Source organism: Arthrobacter sp. Ld5 (assembly GCF_051172775.1).
Taxonomy (GTDB): Bacteria; Actinomycetota; Actinomycetes; order Actinomycetales; family Micrococcaceae; genus Arthrobacter_D.
Genome location: NZ_JBPKBO010000017.1, coordinates 97,502 through 113,449 on the forward strand (window position 1 = coordinate 97,502; position 15,948 = coordinate 113,449).

Genomic DNA, 15,948 nt, shown 5'->3' on the forward strand with positions numbered 1-15,948 from the left:
GGGGTCCGGTCGCCGGGGTCATCAGTGCCCGGCACCGAGCTGTCCGCCGAGGCGTTCGCGCATCATGGTGGAGGCGTCGTTGAGTCCGACGACGTCCACCTCGGTGCCGTGGGTGCGGTATTTCTCGGTGATGGCGTCCAGGGCGGCGATGGTGGAGGCGTCCCAGAGGTGGGAGCCGTGGAGGTCGATGGTGACCCGGCGGGGGTCGGTGGCGTACTCGAACTGGGTGTAGAGGTCGTTGGAGGACGCGAAGAACAGTTCGCCGTTCACCGTGTAGGTGGCGTGCCGGTCACCGCCCGTGCCGGTCTCGGTGCGTTCGACGGTGACGAAGTGGGCGACGCGGCGGGCGAAGGCGACCATGGCCACCAGGACACCGACGCCCACGCCGATCGCGAGGTTGTGGGTCCAGACGGTGACGACGACGGTGGCGAGCATGACCGTCGTCTCGCTCCGGGGCATCCGCTTCAGGGTGGCGGGCTGGATGCTGTGCCAGTCGAAAGTGGCGATCGAGACGAAGATCATGACTGCGACCAGGGCCGCCATCGGGATGAGGGCCACGATGTCGCCGAGGGCGACGACGAGGATGAGCAGGAAGACCCCGGCGAGAAAGGTGCTGATCCGGGTGCGGGCTCCGGAGGCCTTCACGTTGATCATGGTCTGGCCGATCATGGCGCAGCCGCCCATGCCGCCGAAGAACCCGGTGATGATGTTCGCCGCTCCCTGGCCCCACGACTCGCGGGTCTTGTGGGAGCGGGTGTCGGTGATGTCGTCGACGAGCTTCGCGGTCATCAGCGACTCGAGGAGCCCGACGGCGGCCAGCGCCAGGGCAAAGGGGGCGATGATCTGGAAGGTCTCGAGGGTCAGCGGGATGTCGGGGAAGACCAGGGACGGCAGGGTCTCGGGGAGCTCGCCCTTGTCCCCGACGGTCGGCACGAGCACGTTGGCGAGGACCGCGAACACGGTCAGGACCACGATCGCGACCAGCGGCGCAGGAACGACGGTCGTCAGACGCGGAAGGCCGAAGACGATGAGCAGGCCGACGGCGACCATCGGGTACACCAGCCACGGGACGTTCATCAGTTCGGGGACCTGGGACAGGAAGATGAGGATCGCGAGGGCGTTGACGAAGCCCACCATGACGGAGCGGGGGATGAACCGCATGAGCCGGGCGACGCCGGTGACGCCGAGGATCACCTGGAAGAGACCGCCGAGGATGACCGCGGCGATGAAGTAGTCGACGCCGTGACTGGCCACCAGTGGGGCGATGACGAGGGCGACCGCGCCGGTCGCGGCGGAGATCATCGCCGGCCGTCCGCCGAGGAAGGCGATGGACACGGCCATGGTGAAGGACGCGAACAGGCCCAGCCGCGGGTCGACGCCGGCGATGATCGAGAACGCAATGGCCTCAGGGATCAGGGCGAGGGCGACGACGAGGCCGGCGAGGACCTCGGTCTTGAGCAGGCGGGGATTGCGGAGGGTCCGGGCGACGGACTGGCGTTCGACGGGGGTGAGCTCCGGCGTCGCGAGGGGTGCGGCTGCTGACATGGCAGATTCCTTCGAGCGTTCGTCCCGGCTGTACGGGAAGGAGAATGACTGGACAACGGGGCACGCCGCTGTGCGGTCCGATCCAAAAACAACCCTAACGTAAGGGTAGAGTTATGTGAAAGAGAGGGTGGTCATGACCGACGCTGCTGAACCCACGGGGTGCCGGACGATGCACATCGGCGAGCTCGCCGAGCGTACGGGTCTGTCCCTGCGGACGATCCGCCACTACGACGAGGTCGGCATCCTCCCGGCAACCGCGCGTACCGACGGCGGCTTCCGTGTCTACACCGAGGAGGACCTCGATCGACTGATGGTGATCCGCCGGATGAAGCCACTGGGCTTCACCCTCGAGGAGATGAAGGACCTCCTCGCCGTCATCGACGCCCTGGAGGGGGAGGAAGACGAGGCGGCCGCGGCCGGGCTCCGCGCACGGCTGGCCGTCTTCCGCGACTCGGCCGTCGAGCGCCGGGCGAAGCTGATGCAGACCCTCGCCCGCGCCGACGAGTTCATCGACGTCCTTACCCGCTACTAGCAGGCGCGAGCCCGGTCGGCCGGCTGCGCGTTTCAGCCTCCGACGACGCTGAGCCATCCCGCGAGGGCCAGGAGGGTGATGATCAGGACGGGGATGGTGAGCACGATGCCGGTCCGGAAGTACTGGCCCCAGCCGATGTGGATGCCCTTGCGGTCCAGGACGTGCAGCCAGAGCAGCGTGGCGAGGCTGCCGATCGGGGTGATCTTCGGGCCGAGATCGGAGCCGATCACGTTGGCGTAGATCATCGCCTCCTGCGTCAGCCCCGTGGCTCCCGCGGCTCCGATCGCGAGGGACGCGATGAGGACGGTCGGCATGTTGTTCATCAGGGACGCGAGGACCGCCACGATGACCCCGACGCCGAGGGCCGTGATCAGGACCCCGTTGTTGCTGATGGCGGAGAAGACGCCGGCGAGTTCGTCGGTGAGGCCCTGGTTCCGCAGCCCGTACACGACGAGGTACATGCCGATGGAGAACAGGACGATCTGCCAGGGTGCTTCCTTCAGGATCCGCGGGACCGAGATCGTGCCCGCAGGCCCGGTCGCCAGCTCCAGGTCTTCCTCGTCCTCGGCGGAATCCTTGTGCGAGGTAGGCCCGCCCAGGGGGCCGGACGAGGGGCGACGCCCGACGCCGACGCTCTCGTAGTCGAGGTCCTCCACCCGATTCGCGCGTTCCCGGACGCCTGAGGAGACTCCGACGCGGCGGAAGAGGAAGACCGGCCGGCGGGAGGCGACGATCATCAGGACGACGGCGCCGAGGCCGGCGACGGCGGAGAGCGGGATGTGCAGTGGTTCGGCGACGAAGTAGCCGATGAGCAGGATGACGAGGATGACCCACCCTGTCTTGAAGGTCAGGGGGTCGGCAACAGCCGACTTGGGTGTCTCGAGGACGCCCATGTTGTACGTGCGGGGGATGACCTTGCGGAAGAACAGAAGGAGCACGCCGAGGCTGGCGGCGACGGAGACCATACCCACGGGGACCATGACGACCGCATAGCGGGCGAAGCCGATGTCGAAGAAGTCCGCGGTGACGATGTTCACGAGGTTGGACACGACCAGGGGAAGGCTGCCGGCGTCGGCGATGAACCCGCAGGCGATGACGAACGCGAGGGACGCCTTGGCGGGGAACTTCAGGGCGAGGAGCATTTGGATGACGATCGGCGTAAGAATGAGCGCGGCACCGTCGTTGGCGAACACCGCCGCGATCGCGGCCCCCAGCAGGACGATCAGGATGAACAGCAGCCGGCCGTTACCACGTCCCCACCGGGCCACATGGAGGGCCGCCCACTTGAAGAACCCGGATTCGTCGAGGATCAGGGAGATGATCACGATCGCGACGAACGCGAAGGTCGCGTTCCAGACGATGTCCCACACGACCGGGATGTCCGACAGGCTCACCACGGTAGTGAGAAGCGCGAGGACGGCGCCGCCGAGGGCGGACCAGCCGATGCCGAGGCCTCGGGGTTGCCAGATGACCAGGGTCAGGGTGGCGAGGAAGATCGAGACAGCGACCACGGTCATGGCAGTCATGGCAGCAGGGCTCCTAACAGGAGGGCAGGAACGAACGCACCGGCGAGCTCACCGGTGAGGAGGTGATACTGGGGTCAGCGGGTGGTGAGGTTCGCGTGGAGGGCGATGACACGGTCGAGGATGTCGTCGCGGACCAGGCGCATCCGCTCGATCCCGTCGATTCCGCGTTCGCTGGGCTCGTCCGTCTTCCACCGCTCGTAGAGAGTGCCTTCGACCTCGTCGACCTGCGCTTCGGCGCCGAGGATGACGACGACGTCGGCGTGCTGCTGGTCCTCGTCGGTGATCTGGCGGGGGACGTTGTGGCTGATGTCGACGCCGACCTCGGCCAGGACCTCCGCGGAGAGGGCGTTCACGGCGGACCCGGGTTTCGATCCGGCCGACGCGGTGGTCACGGAGTCGCCGGCGACCTTGTCCATGAGACCGGCAGCCATCTGGGACTTGCCACCGTTCTTCACGCAGACGAACAGGACAGAGGGCTTGTCGGCCTTGAAGCTCACAGGGGTACTCACTTCTGGTTGGTGGGGAGTGAAGCAGGGGTCAGGCACGAACCGGACCGGGCCCGGATCACGCAGGGTCCGGGAGGCTGCTGGGGTGTTACCTGGGTTCGGTGAGGACGCCGGCGAGGGCGTCCAAGGCTCCGGGCACGATGGAGAAGTACGCCCACACGCCGCGCTTCTCCCGGTGCAGGATCCCCGCGTCGACGAGGATCCTCAGATGATGAGACACCGTCGGCTGCCCGAGGCTCAGCGGCTCGGTGAGGTCACAGACGCACGCTTCGTTCTCGGCAGTGGACGAGATCAACGAGACCAGGCGCAACCGGTTCGGGTCGGCGATCGCCTTGAACTGCCTGGACAACGCCTCGGCCCGCTCCGCGCTCATCGCAGCCGCCCCGGACGGCACGCAGCAGCGCTCCCCATCGAGTGCTGCGGGAACCGTTCCGGGCTGGGAGATCGTCGTCATGCACCCAGCATACCCACACATTGACAATCGTCGATATCCTTCCGCATACTCGATATCGAAGCCAGTCGATGTTTAGCCCCAGATGACGAACGAAGGATCCCCATGAGCGCCGAAGCACCCGTTGCAGCAACCACCGAGCAGAAGAAGCCGTCGGTCCTCTTCGTCTGCGTCCACAACGCAGGACGGTCGCAGATGGCGGCCGCGTACCTGAACCATCTGTCCGAGGGGCGCATCGAGGTTCTCTCCGCCGGGTCACAGCCCGCCGATCAGGTCAATCCCGCCGCCGTCGAAGCCATGAAGGAGGAGGGCATCGACATCACCGCGGAGACCCCGAAGATCCTCACCACCGAAGCCGTGAAGGCCTCCGACGTCGTCGTCACCATGGGGTGCGGGGACGAGTGTCCGTACTTCCTGGGCAAGAGGTACGAGGACTGGGTCCTCGAGGACCCGGCCGGCAAGGGCGTCGAGTCCGTCCGGCCAATCCGGGACGAGATCAAGGGCCGCATCCAGCAGCTCATCAGCGAACTCTTGCCCACCACCAGCGCCAGTACCCCGCGCGCCTGACCCGCACCTCATCGTCGCTCAGCGTTCCCAGGAATCGAAAGGCACCGTCATGACGGCCCCACTGCAGGAGAAAATCATCATCGTCGGTTCCGGTCCTGCCGGGTACACGGCGGCAATCTACGCGGCCCGCGCGGGCCTGGCACCGCGCGTCGTCGACCACGACGACGCGGCCACCGTCGAACTCACCCTCGACGACGAGGGCTACATCGTCGTCGACGCCCCCAACATCGCCACCGCTCTCATCGAGGAGAACGCCCATGTCTGACACCCCCATCACCCCGGAACTCGCTGAACTGCCCGTCGCCGTGATCGGCGCCGGACCGATCGGATTGTCGGCAGCCGCGCACCTGCTCGAGGAGGGCCTGACCCCGATCGTCTTCGAACAGGGCGACAGCGTCGGAGCCGCTGTCCGCCAGTGGGCGCACATCCGCCTGTTCTCGCCCTGGCAGTACAACATCGACCCCGCCGCCCGGCGCCTCCTGGAACCTACCGGCTGGGTCGAGCCCCGACAGACCGCTCTCCCGTACGGGCGGGAGCTGGTCGAGGCCTACCTCGAACCCCTCGCCGCCGTCCCCGTAATCAGGGAGACGCTGCACTTCAAGAGCACCGTCACCGCGGTCACCCGGTTGGGTATTGACAAGACCCGTACGAAGGGCCGCGACACCACGCCCTTCCTCGTCCGGGTCACCAGCCCCGAGGGCACCACCGATCACCTCGTGCGCGCCGTCCTCGACGCCTCCGGCACCTGGAACCAGCCCAACCCCCTCGGCCAGGCCGGCCTGCCAGCGCCAGGGGAGGATGCAGCATCCGCGTTCGTCACCACCGCGTTGCCCGACGTCGTCGGAACCGAACGCGACCGGTTCGCGGGTAGGACCGTCATGGTCGTCGGAGCCGGCCACTCCGCCGCGAATACGCTCATCAACCTCGGTCAGGTCGCCAGGAACGAACCCGGCACCCGCATTCTCTGGGCCGTCCGGGCTAGCGGATCCGCGCAGAAACTCTACGGCGGGGGAGACCTCGACGGCTTGCCCGCCCGCGGGCAGCTCGGCAGCCGCCTGCGCACCCTCGTCAGCGACGGAGTCGTCGAGCTCGTCACCGACTTCACCATCACCCGTCTTGACACGACCGACACGGGTCTGGCCGTCACCGCCTCCACGCCGGACGGCCCCCGCACCATCGAGGTCGACGTCCTCGTCCCCGCCACCGGATTCCGGCCGGACCTCGACCTGCTGCGCGAACTGCGCCTGGACCTGGATCCTGCCGTGGAGGCACCGCGCGCGCTCGGACCCCTGATCGACCCGGAATTCCATTCCTGCGGCACGGTCCCTGCCCACGGCGCCGACGTCCTCGCCCACCCCGACAAGGATTTCTACCTGGTCGGCATGAAGTCCTACGGGCGGGCCCCGACGTTCCTGCTGGCCACCGGGTACGAGCAGGTCCGCTCCGTGGCCGCCGCGATCGCCGGTGACCTCGACGCCGCGTCACGCCTGCAGCTCGAGCTCCCCGAAACCGGGGTGTGCAGCACCGACCTCGGAGGCTCGTGCGACACCCCCGCCGCGATGACATCCGCCGCAACCACTACGGCCGCTGGTGCGTCCTGCGGGACCGGCGCAACAGGTGACGCAGCAGCTGCGACGGATGCTGGTGCTGCTGGGTGCTGCTCCGCGCCCGAACCGCAACCGGTCATGGTGGGCATCCCCACCGGCACGGTCCACGGCCGATCCGGCGACCCCGATTACTGAGCAGGAAGGACAGCGCGCGAGTCGGTCGGCGTCAGGCACCCGGCAGACCCTGCAGGAGTATCGCCGGAACCACCAGCAGAGCCGCCCGATGGTCCTACGGGACGGCGATCAGGAGACCGAGATGGAGTCGATCGCCTCCTGGGCCTCCTGTGCGAGCTCCGCCGGCATGGGCGAGCTCTTCGCGGAATCACTCGCGATCCGCTGGCCCTCCGGACTCACCACGAACAGGCCGAAGGTCTTCACCAGTTCCGCTGCCGTGGCGTCGGCGTAGCTCGAGCAGTAGATCAGGTACGAGACGAGGACCAGCGGGTAGGCGCCCGGCTCCGTCGTCGTCCGGTCCAGCTCGAGGGCGATGTCGTGTTCGCCGCGGCCTTCCACCCGGTGGGCGACGGACACGGCCGTGGCCGCGGCGGACGCGCTGACCGGGACGAACTCCTCACCGACCTTCAGCACGCCCTTGCCGAGCGTCTCGTCGACGAGGGAGTCATCCGCATAGGTGATCGCACCCTCCGTGCGCACGACGGTGCTGACCACTCCCGTGTTGCCCTGCGCGTTCTCGTTCCGCAGGCTCCCCGGCCACGACCCGTCGGGGTCGTCGGTCCACACCTCGGGGGCGGCGTCATGGAGGTACTCGGTGAAGTTCTCCGTCGTCCCCGAATCGTCCGACCGGCTCACGACCGTCACGCGCAGGTCCGGAAGGTCCACGCCGGGGTTCAACGCCTGCAGGGCGGGATCGTCCCACCGGGTGATCTCGCTGCGGAAGAGGCGCGCGATGGTCTCGGCGTCGACGTTCAGGGTCTCGATCCCGGGCAGGTTGAACGCGATGGTGATGGGGGAGATGTAGGCCGGGATGTTGATGGCCCCTCCGGGCCCGCACGTCGCCTGGACGTCCTCGATCTCCTCGTCCTGCAGGTACGCATCCGACGCTGCGAACTCGGTGGCGCCCTCGATGATGCCGGCGCGGCCGGCACCGGAGCCCACGGACGCGTACTGCACCTGCACGTCCGGATGCAGGGCGCTGAAACCCGCGCGCCACGCCGTCATCGCCGAGTTCTGCGCCGTCGACCCGCCGCCGGTCAGCGTGCCCTCCAGCGTCGACGTGTTCTGCTCCGCAGCGCGACGCTGCTCCTCGCCGAGCGGGTAGTCGGAACCGCAGCCGGTCAGCAGGATCGTCGACACGGTCAGCCCCGTCAGGGCCAGGAAGCGATGCTGACGCCGGGAGGCAGGGGCGGGGTGCTGACGTGAGGTACGCATCCCATCAGTATTCCATCGCGCACGGCCGACCCCGGACCCGTGGACGGGGCGGGTGCTGCGCTTCGAACTACAGTGGGCCCATGACCCGGACCTCCCGCGCGCCGCTCGGCGCCCCCGCAGCCCCAGCCCCCACCGCCCTCCGTGCGATCGTCACCGGCGCCAGCTCGGGGATCGGCGCCGCGACCGTCCGCGCCCTCCGCCGGGACGGCTGGGACGTCGTGGCCGCCGCCCGCCGCATGGACCGCCTGCGCGCGCTCGCGGAGGAGACAGGCGCCACACCGATCGCGGTGGACGTCACCGATCAGGCCTCCGTCGACGCCTTCACGTCCGAGGTCACGACGGGAGGGCCCGTCCACGCGCTGGTCAACAATGCCGGCGGGGCCTTCGGGACGGAGCGGGTGGCGGACGCCAGGACGGCCGACTGGACCTGGATGTACGACGTGAACGTGCTCGGCTCCCTGCGCGTGACCCGCGCGCTGCTCCCGGCGCTGCGCGACGGCGGCCAGGGCAGCGTCGTGTTCCTGACGTCCACGGCGGCGCTCGCAGCCTACGAGGGCGGTGCCGGGTACTGCGGCGTCAAGGCGGCCCAGGAGTCGATGGCCCGCTCGCTCCGCCTCGAGGAGGCCGAGCACAACGTCCGCGTCATCGAGGTCTCCCCCGGCATGGTGCACACCGAGGAGTTCTCCCTCAATCGGCTCGGCGGCGACCAGGGTGCCGCCGACGAGGTCTACGCGGGCGTCCCGTACCCCCTCACCGCCGAGGACGTGGCCGCCGCCGTCGCCTTCACGCTCAACGCGCCGCACCACCTGAACGTCGATCACCTGGTCCTCCGGCCGCTCGCGCAGGCGGCCAACCACAAGGTCCTCCGGGCCTGAGGCCGACAGTCAGGCCCGGGGGGAGACGCCCAACCGCACGCTGTAGTTGTCCATGGTGCCCGGCAGGGGCCGCTCGGGATCGAGGGCCTGCCCCTCCTCCACCCGGAAGTCGTGCCCGGCCACCAGTGCTGCCAGGGCCGCGCTGGTCACGAGCAGCACGAGCTGCTTCCCCGGGCAGACCACCGGTCCGTCACTGAAGGGGACCAGGGGCCAGCCGTCGTCCTCCTCCGTCAGCCAGCGCTCGGGAGAGAAGTTGTGCGCGCTGCGCAGCGATCGCTCGTCCTGGTGGAAGTACGGAGCGTAGACCAGGACGCCGCAGTCGGCCGGCATCAGACCCTGCTCCCACTGCACGGGCCGCACGCTCTGACGGAGGATCATCGGCGTGGTGGGCCACAGCCGCAGCGATTCCAGGACGGCGGCGCGCAGATAGGGCAGGAGCCGGCGTCCCGAGGTGTCGCCGTCGATCTCGCGGCGCGCTGCGGCCATCGCGTCGGGGTGCGTGGCGAGCACGGTGAGGGCGCGGAACGTCGCCATGCCGGCGGGGTCGAACGCGAAGAGCCACTGCGGCACCTGGTCGGCCGGCTCGGCGCCGTCGCCCTTCGGCGCGGCGGCCATCACGGCGGCGAGGCTTCCCGGCTCCGCGTTCGCCAGCTCCTCGGTGATCCGCGCCAGGAGGCGCCGGCGCGTCTTCTTCCGCACCGGCTTCAGGAACGCCCAGTTGCCGTCCTTGCGCAGGCGGATCACCATGTCCGTGAGGTCCGTGTCCTCGCGCGCGTGGTCGCCGAACACCACGCGCCGCACCACCCGGTACCAGGCGTCGAGGAAGTCGTCCCAGGGCAGGGACCCGCTGCGGGCGGCCTCGGCCAGCAGCTCACGCATCTCCTCCTCCACGACGGGGACGAACCGGTCCGCGAGGTGGTGCACGGGGTGGTCCGTGTCCAGGACCTGTTCCTGCAGGGCACGGCGCACCGTCCGGAGGGGCCCTCGCGTGATCAGGACGTTCGCGGGTTCGAAGTGGGACAGCGCCGCCCGCTTCTCACTGCTGGCCGGTGTGAACGGGTCGGGGGACTGCGTCAGCACGGCGTCGGCGTCCTCCGGCGCCAGGACGATCGCCTGCTTCCGGACCGGCAGCCTCAGCATCAACGGACCGGCCGGGTACTTCGCGTGGACCGACCTCACGATTCCCACCGCCCTGGTGTCGAGGTCGAGGCGCGCGGCGAGCCCTACCGCCCAGGGCCGGCGGATGATGGGACCCTTCACGATGGTCGGCAGAAGCACGCCGACAAGCAACCGGGCGGTGTCCGCGGCGGACGCGGTGGGCAGGGCGGGGGATGTCATCCTCCCACCCTGCCAAGCCGCGCCGTCCACCACAACGTGGATCGGGGCATGCACCGGCGGTGCCGACGTGCTGGGGCGCTTTCGACAACGATTTCGGCGCCGCGATAGACTGGGACCACAAGCGCAGACCCGGCCATCACCGGCGAGCTTCCGGAAGAAAGGCCGCCTCCCGTCAGGCGGCCCGTAGAACCGGACGGGGAGCCCGTCACAGCCTGGAAACGAGCGGCGGCCCCGGCCCGCACGACCGCGACGAGCGGCACGGCGGACGACGGCGGCAAGTGAGGTGGTACCGCGGGTCCTGGACCCTCGCGGCCGGTCAGGCAACCGGTGGCGGGCACCAGGGTCCGTCCTCACGGCAGGACTCCTGCACCACCCGACGCCGCCGTACACAGGATGAGACCCATGCCGCAGATCTACCCCAAAGCAGTGTCGCCCGACGACGGCGGCACCCCCTCCGTGGGAACCAGTGCATCGCCGCGCTTCCCCGAGCTCGAGGAGCGCGTCCTCCGGTACTGGCAGGAGGACGGCACCTTCCAGGCATCCATCGACCAGCGGGACGCCGGCGTCGACGGCTCCAACGAATTCGTGTTCTACGACGGACCGCCGTTCGCCAACGGCCTGCCGCACTACGGCCACCTCCTCACGGGCTACGCCAAGGACCTCGTGGGGCGGTACCAGACCCAGCGCGGGCGCCGGGTGGAACGGCGCTTCGGCTGGGACACGCACGGCCTGCCTGCCGAACTCGAGGCGATGAAGCAGCTCGGCATGACCGACAAGCAGCAGATCCTCGCCATGGGCATCGACAAGTTCAACGACGCCTCCCGCGCGTCCGTCATGAAGTACGCGGGGGAGTGGCGGGACTACGTGACCCGCCAGGCGCGCTGGGTCGACTTCGACAACGACTACAAGACGCTCAACCCCGAGTACATGGAGTCCGTCCTCTGGGCGTTCAAGACCCTCCACCAGAAGGGCCTCACCTACAGCGGGTACCGCGTGCTGCCGTACTGCTGGAACGACGAGACGCCGCTGTCCAACCACGAGCTGCGCATGGACGAGGACGTTTACCAGGACCGCCAGGACCAGACGGTCACCGTCACGTTCCCGCTCCTGGCCGGCGACTCCGACCTCTCGCAGGAGCTCGCCGGCGTGCAGGCCCTCGCCTGGACCACCACACCCTGGACCCTGCCCACCAACGCGGCGCTCGCCGTCGGACCGGACATCAGCTACGTCGTCGTCGAGGGCGTGCACGAGGAGGCGCTCGGGCGCTACCTCGTCGCCGAGGAGCTCCTCGGCAACTATGCCAAGGACCTCGGATTCGCCGACGCCGCCGCCGCACGTGACGCCGTCGTGTCCCGCCACCGCGGCACGGAGCTCGCGGGCCTCACCTACCAGCCGCTGTGGGACTACCTCGCGGACCCCGAGGAGGGCGGCTACCGCAACGCCTTCCGCATCCTCGTCGCGGACTACGTCACGACGACGGACGGCACGGGCCTCGTCCACCAGGCGCCCGCGTACGGCGAGGAGGACCAGAAGATCTGCGAGGAGGCCGGCATCCAGGTGATCCTCTCGGTCGACGAGGGGGCGAAGTTCCTGCCCCTGTTCGGCGCCGGTCCGCTCGCGGAGATCGTGGGTCAGCAGGTCTTCGACGCCAACCGGCACATCACGCGCGTCCTGAAGTCCGAGGGGCGCCTGGTGCGCCAGTCCAGCTACGTCCACAGCTACCCGCACTGCTGGCGCTGCCGCAACCCGCTGATCTACCGCGCCGTGTCCTCCTGGTACGTCGAGGTGACCAAGATCCGCGACCGCATGGTGGAACTGAACCAGGACATCACCTGGATCCCCGGCAACGTGAAGGACGGTCAGTTCGGCACGTGGCTCTCCAACGCGCGTGACTGGTCCATCAGCCGCAACCGCTTCTGGGGCAGCCCCATCCCCGTCTGGCAGTCGGACGACCCCGAGTACCCGCGCACCGACGTGTACGGCTCGCTCGCCGAGCTCGAGGCGGACTTCGGGCGCCTGCCCGTGAACAAGCAGGGCGAGGTGGACCTCCACCGGCCCTTCATCGACGAGCTCACGCGGCCCAACCCGGACGACCCCACCGGGAAGTCCACCATGCGCCGCGTCGAGGACGTCCTGGACGTCTGGTTCGACTCCGGGTCCATGCCCTACGGGCAGGTGCACTACCCGTTCGAGAACGAGCAGTGGTTCGACACCCATAACCCGGCTGATTTCATCGTCGAGTACATCGGACAGACCCGCGGCTGGTTCTACATGCTGCACATCCTGTCCACCGCGCTCTTCGACCGGCCTGCGTTCCGCAACGTCATCAGCCACGGGATCGTGCTCGGCTCCGACGGACAGAAGATGTCCAAGAGCCTGCGCAACTACCCCGACGTGTCCGAGGTCTTCGACCGCGACGGCTCGGACGCCATGCGCTGGTTCCTCATGGCCTCCCCGATCCTCCGGGGCGGCAACCTGGTGGTCACGGAGCAGGGCATCCGCGACGGCGTCCGCCAGGTCATCCTGCCGCTGTGGAACGTCTGGCACTTCTTCAGCCTCTACACCAACGCGGCGCACGGCGGCGAGGGCTACGAGGCGAAGACCGTGACGCCGGAGGCGGCCGCGCTCCTCAGTGAGCCGATCGACCGCTACATCCTCGCCAACACGGGGAACCTCGTCCGCGACCTGACCGGGGCGCTCGACGCCTTCACGATCAGCGACGCCTGCGAGTCCCTGCGCCGCTACCTCGACACCCTCACCAACTGGTACGTGCGCCGGAGCCGCCAGCGCTTCTTCGACGAGGACACCGAGGCCTTCGACGTCCTCTACACCTGCCTCGAAGCCGTCTGCCGGGTGGCAGCCCCGCTGCTTCCCCTCGTCACCGAGGAGATCTGGCGCGGACTCACCGGCGGCCGGTCCGTCCACCTCACCGACTGGCCGGAGGCGACGTCGTTCCCCGCCGCGCCGGACCTCGTGGAGCAGATGGACCGCACCCGGTCCGTGTGCTCCGTGGGATCGAGCCTGCGCAAGGCCGCGAACCTCCGGGTGAGGCTCCCGCTGCGGGAGCTCACCGTCGTCGCGCCCGGTGCCGCGGACCTCTCCGGGCAGTACGCGACGATCATCGCCGACGAGCTGAACCTCAAGGGCGTGCGCCTGGTCGACGCGGTCGACGCCGAGCCCGCCGAGTTCGGCATCACCCAGCGCCTCGTGGTCAACGCACGCGCGGCAGGACCGCGATTGGGCAAGAACGTCCAGACCGCCATCAAGGCCTCGAAGTCCGGGGACTGGCAGGTCGACGACGACGGCGGCGTCACCGCGGGCGGCCTCGCCCTCGAGCCGCACGAGTACACCCTCGACACGGTGGTGGAGGGCAACGACGCCGCCTCGAAGGCGGTGACCGTCCTGCCGGGCGGGGGCTTCCTGGTGCTGGACACCGAAGTGACCCCCGAACTGGCCGCGGAGGGGACGGCCCGCGACGCCGTCCGCGCCATCCAGCAGGCACGCCGGGACGCGGGCCTCGACATCAGCGACCGCATCCGGACGACCGTCGGCGTCGCTGCCGGTCAGGTCGGCGCGCTCGAGGCGAACGCGGAGCTCATCAAGGGGGAGACCCTGACCCTCGAGCTGCACATCAGGGCCGTCCCCGACGCGGGCGACGATTTCACCATCACCGTCGAGAAGCAGGAGCAGCAGCATGGATGACAGGACGGGCGCCGACGCCACCGGCGGTGCCGACGGCTCGGGGAGCAGCGCCGCGCTGGACGCGTTCTCGGTCGAGAGCGTGTACGCCGAGCTCCTCGGCCGTGCCCCGGAGAACCGGATGGAGCCACGCATGGCGCCGCTCCACCGGGCGATGGAGATCCTCGGCGAGCCCAACCGGGCGTTCCCGATCATCCACATCACCGGGACCAACGGCAAGACCTCGACCGCGCGCATGATCGAGAGCATCCTGCTGGCGCACGACCTGCGGACCGGCCGCTTCACCAGTCCGCACCTCGCACGGGTCACGGAGCGCATCAGCATCGACGGCGAGCCCGTCCGGGACGAGACGTTCGTCCGGGTCTGGGACGAGATCAAGCCCTACCTCGACATCGTCGACGGCGAGCTCCTCGCCGCCGGTGAACCCCGCCTGACCTACTTCGAATGCGTCACCGTCCTCGCGTTCGCGATCTTCGCGGACGAGCCGATCGACGTCGGCGTCATCGAGGTGGGGCTCGGCGGGATCACCGACGCCACGAACGTCGGCGACGGGCAGGTGGCGGTCGTCACTCCGATCTCCCTCGACCACACCGAGCTGCTCGGCGACACCGTCGAGGACATCGCCCTGGAGAAGGCGGGCATCATCAAGCCCGGCGCCATGCTGATCAGTGCCATCCAGCCCCGCGACGCCGCGCAGGTCCTCCTGGAGCGGGCCCGCGAGGTCGGGGCGGAGTTCCGCTTCGAGGGCGTCGAGTTCGGCGTCGAATCGCGCACGGTCGCGGTCGGCGGCCAGGTGGTGTCCCTCACCGGTCTCGCCGGCCGGTACGGCGAGCTGCTCGTACCCCTCCACGGCGAACACCAGGCGGAGAACGCGGCCGTCGCCGTCGCCGCCGTCGAGGCGTTCCTCGGCGGGGGTGAGCGCGAACTCGAGACGGAGCTCGTCCGCAACGGGCTGCGCGCGGTCACCTCACCCGGCCGGCTCGAGGTGGTCCGCACCGCGCCCAGCATCATCGTCGACGCGGCGCACAACCCCGCCGGGGCGCGTGCCGCGGCCAGGGGTATCAACGAGGCGTTCGACTTCAGCCGACTCGTCCTCGTCATCGGGGCGCTCCAGGACAAGGACGTGGCGGGCATGCTGGCCGAACTGCACGAGGAGCTCGGCGGCATCCTCGAGGACGTCTGCCTGACGCAGTCCACCTCGCCCCGGTCGGTGCCCGCCGCGGACCTCCTCCAGCCCGCCCTGGCGGCCGGGTTCGCGGAGGAGAACATCACCATCCTCCCCGGGCTCGACGACGCCCTGGAGTGGGCTGTCATGAAGGCCGAGGAGAACAACGACCTCTCCGGAGGCATCCTCGTGACCGGATCCATCACGGTGGTCGGGGAAACCCGCACCCTCCTCGGGAAGTAGGCCCACCCCATGGCACGACGCATGACCAAGGCTCAGCGCGAGTGGCGGCCGGGGATGCCGAAGAAGCGGCGGTCCACGAAGGTCCTGTTCGCCTCGACGGTCCTCGTGCTGGAGGCCTTCGTGGTGTTCTTTGCGACGCTCGCGGTCTTCGGCCTGCGCCGCGACGAGATCTCCCCGGCGCTCATCCTGACCTCCGGACTCCTCCTCAGCCTGGTCCTGGTGCTCACCTGCGCCGTGCTGACGAAGAAGTGGGGCATCGCACTCGGGTGGATCCTCCAACTCGTCCTCATCGCCGGCGGTTTCGTCGAGCCCGTCATGTTCGTCGTCGGCCTCGCGTTCGCCCTCACCTGGCTGTACGGGATCCGGCAGGGGATCCGCGTGGACCGCGAGAACGTGGAGCGGGACCGGCTGCAGGCCGAGTGGGAGAAGGCGAACCCCGAGGAGCAGGGGCTTTAGTAGAGTCGAACCCGGTACCAGCTGTTCCATCCGTGCCGTCCCCGACGGC

General features: G+C 69.2%; 14 protein-coding genes. 8 read left to right on the forward strand and 6 right to left on the reverse strand.

All coding sequences use genetic code 11. The features are described from left to right. Positions 1–21: 21 nt before the first annotated feature. Complete coding sequence (locus ACSGDB_RS08320; protein WP_434994084.1) at positions 22–1,545, reverse strand: SulP family inorganic anion transporter; 1,524 nt, start codon at positions 1,543–1,545, stop codon at positions 22–24. Between the two features lie 133 nt (positions 1,546–1,678). Between ACSGDB_RS08320 and ACSGDB_RS08325 the strand changes: the two genes are divergently transcribed. After that, positions 1,679–2,077 (forward strand): MerR family transcriptional regulator, encoded by a 399-nt coding sequence (locus ACSGDB_RS08325; protein WP_434994085.1) that lies wholly within the window; start codon positions 1,679–1,681, stop codon positions 2,075–2,077. A gap of 32 nt (positions 2,078–2,109) precedes the next feature. Here the strand turns inward: ACSGDB_RS08325 and ACSGDB_RS08330 are convergent, their stop codons facing one another. The 3 genes from ACSGDB_RS08330 to ACSGDB_RS08340 form a co-directional block, all read right to left on the reverse strand. Further along, complete coding sequence (locus ACSGDB_RS08330) at positions 2,110–3,603, reverse strand: arsenic transporter (RefSeq protein WP_434994086.1); 1,494 nt, start codon at positions 3,601–3,603, stop codon at positions 2,110–2,112. 74 nt (positions 3,604–3,677) lie between these two features. Next, positions 3,678–4,112, reverse strand: a complete 435-nt coding sequence (locus ACSGDB_RS08335; protein WP_434994088.1) for a low molecular weight phosphatase family protein — start codon at positions 4,110–4,112, stop codon at positions 3,678–3,680. An 85-nt stretch (positions 4,113–4,197) separates the two neighbouring features. Then, entirely contained in the window at positions 4,198–4,563 is a 366-nt protein-coding gene (locus ACSGDB_RS08340; protein ID WP_434994089.1) for an ArsR/SmtB family transcription factor, read from the reverse strand. A gap of 102 nt (positions 4,564–4,665) precedes the next feature. Here ACSGDB_RS08340 and ACSGDB_RS08345 point away from each other — a divergent pair, with 102 nt between their 5' ends. From ACSGDB_RS08345 to ACSGDB_RS08355, 3 genes are read left to right on the forward strand one after another with little or no spacing between them, the layout of a single operon-like run. Further along, a complete protein-coding gene (locus ACSGDB_RS08345) occupies positions 4,666–5,127 on the forward strand; it encodes an arsenate reductase ArsC (protein WP_434994091.1) in 462 nt (153 codons plus the stop codon). A 49-nt stretch (positions 5,128–5,176) separates the two neighbouring features. Then, positions 5,177–5,392, forward strand: a complete 216-nt coding sequence (locus ACSGDB_RS08350; protein WP_434994093.1) for an FAD-dependent oxidoreductase — start codon at positions 5,177–5,179, stop codon at positions 5,390–5,392. Then, entirely contained in the window at positions 5,385–6,869 is a 1,485-nt protein-coding gene (locus ACSGDB_RS08355; RefSeq protein WP_434994094.1) for an NAD(P)-binding protein, read from the forward strand. The genes ACSGDB_RS08350 and ACSGDB_RS08355 overlap by 8 nt, the downstream gene beginning before the upstream one ends. Positions 6,870–6,977: 108 nt before the next feature. Here ACSGDB_RS08355 and pstS read toward each other — a convergent pair whose 3' ends face one another. Then, positions 6,978–8,123 (reverse strand): phosphate ABC transporter substrate-binding protein PstS, encoded by a 1,146-nt coding sequence (gene pstS / locus ACSGDB_RS08360; RefSeq protein ID WP_434994095.1) that lies wholly within the window; start codon positions 8,121–8,123, stop codon positions 6,978–6,980. Positions 8,124–8,203: 80 nt separating this feature from the next. Between pstS and ACSGDB_RS08365 the strand changes: the two genes are divergently transcribed. Further along, a complete protein-coding gene (locus tag ACSGDB_RS08365) occupies positions 8,204–8,998 on the forward strand; it encodes an SDR family oxidoreductase (protein WP_434994096.1) in 795 nt (264 codons plus the stop codon). A 9-nt stretch (positions 8,999–9,007) separates the two neighbouring features. On the opposite strand, the gene ACSGDB_RS08370 is transcribed toward ACSGDB_RS08365, so the two are convergent. Continuing rightward, a complete protein-coding gene (locus ACSGDB_RS08370) occupies positions 9,008–10,336 on the reverse strand; it encodes a cytochrome P450 (RefSeq protein ID WP_434994098.1) in 1,329 nt (442 codons plus the stop codon). Positions 10,337–10,729: 393 nt separating this feature from the next. On the opposite strand from ACSGDB_RS08370, the gene ileS reads away from it, so the two are divergent. Genes ileS through ACSGDB_RS08385 form a run of 3 tightly spaced genes read left to right on the forward strand, consistent with a single transcriptional unit; the run spans position 10,730 to position 15,899 of the window. Then, the gene (gene ileS / locus ACSGDB_RS08375; RefSeq protein WP_434994099.1) at positions 10,730–14,038 is read left to right on the forward strand and encodes an isoleucine--tRNA ligase; all 3,309 of its coding nucleotides are present in this window, start codon (positions 10,730–10,732) and stop codon (positions 14,036–14,038) included. Further along, on the forward strand, positions 14,031–15,443 hold the full coding sequence (locus tag ACSGDB_RS08380) for a bifunctional folylpolyglutamate synthase/dihydrofolate synthase (RefSeq protein WP_434994100.1): 1,413 nt from the start codon (positions 14,031–14,033) through the stop codon (positions 15,441–15,443). The genes ileS and ACSGDB_RS08380 overlap by 8 nt, the downstream gene beginning before the upstream one ends. Positions 15,444–15,452: 9 nt before the next feature. After that, the gene (locus tag ACSGDB_RS08385; protein ID WP_434994101.1) at positions 15,453–15,899 is read left to right on the forward strand and encodes a DUF4233 domain-containing protein; all 447 of its coding nucleotides are present in this window, start codon (positions 15,453–15,455) and stop codon (positions 15,897–15,899) included. The last annotated feature ends 49 nt before the right edge of the window (positions 15,900–15,948 follow it).